Source organism: Jeotgalibacillus sp. ET6, assembly GCF_029667115.1.
In the GTDB taxonomy this organism is placed as follows: Bacteria; Bacillota; Bacilli; order Bacillales; family Jeotgalibacillaceae; genus Jeotgalibacillus.
Window position 1 is genome coordinate 1 of the sequence record NZ_JARUIU010000257.1, and the last position, 241, is coordinate 241.

The following is a 241-nucleotide window of genomic DNA, read 5'->3' on the forward strand; positions in this document are numbered from 1 at the left end:
TAAACAAGTCAAAAGAAGGAGAAGGCATCATGTATCGATGAAATTTGTGACAGGGGGAAATTCCAGATCGATTTTCTTCTATTTGGAACGCTTAATCCTCAAACAAACAGCTCTACCAGACGGTAAGCCTTTGCAATCGCTAATCAGCGTCCAATTGGCATCATTTCCTATATTTGAAACAGCAGCGATTCCGCAGTGCGTTTGGGAAATCAGCGAGGATAAGCATTGAACCAGATTGAGA

The 241-nt window shown here is 41.9% G+C and carries 1 protein-coding gene; it reads left to right on the forward strand.

Going from position 1 to position 241, the window contains the following annotated elements; all coding sequences use genetic code 11:
- The coding region (locus tag P6709_RS20270) for a hypothetical protein (protein ID WP_278242676.1) at nucleotides 1–229 on the forward strand (229 nt) is incomplete at its 5' end.
- Nucleotides 230–241 lie beyond the last annotated feature (12 nt).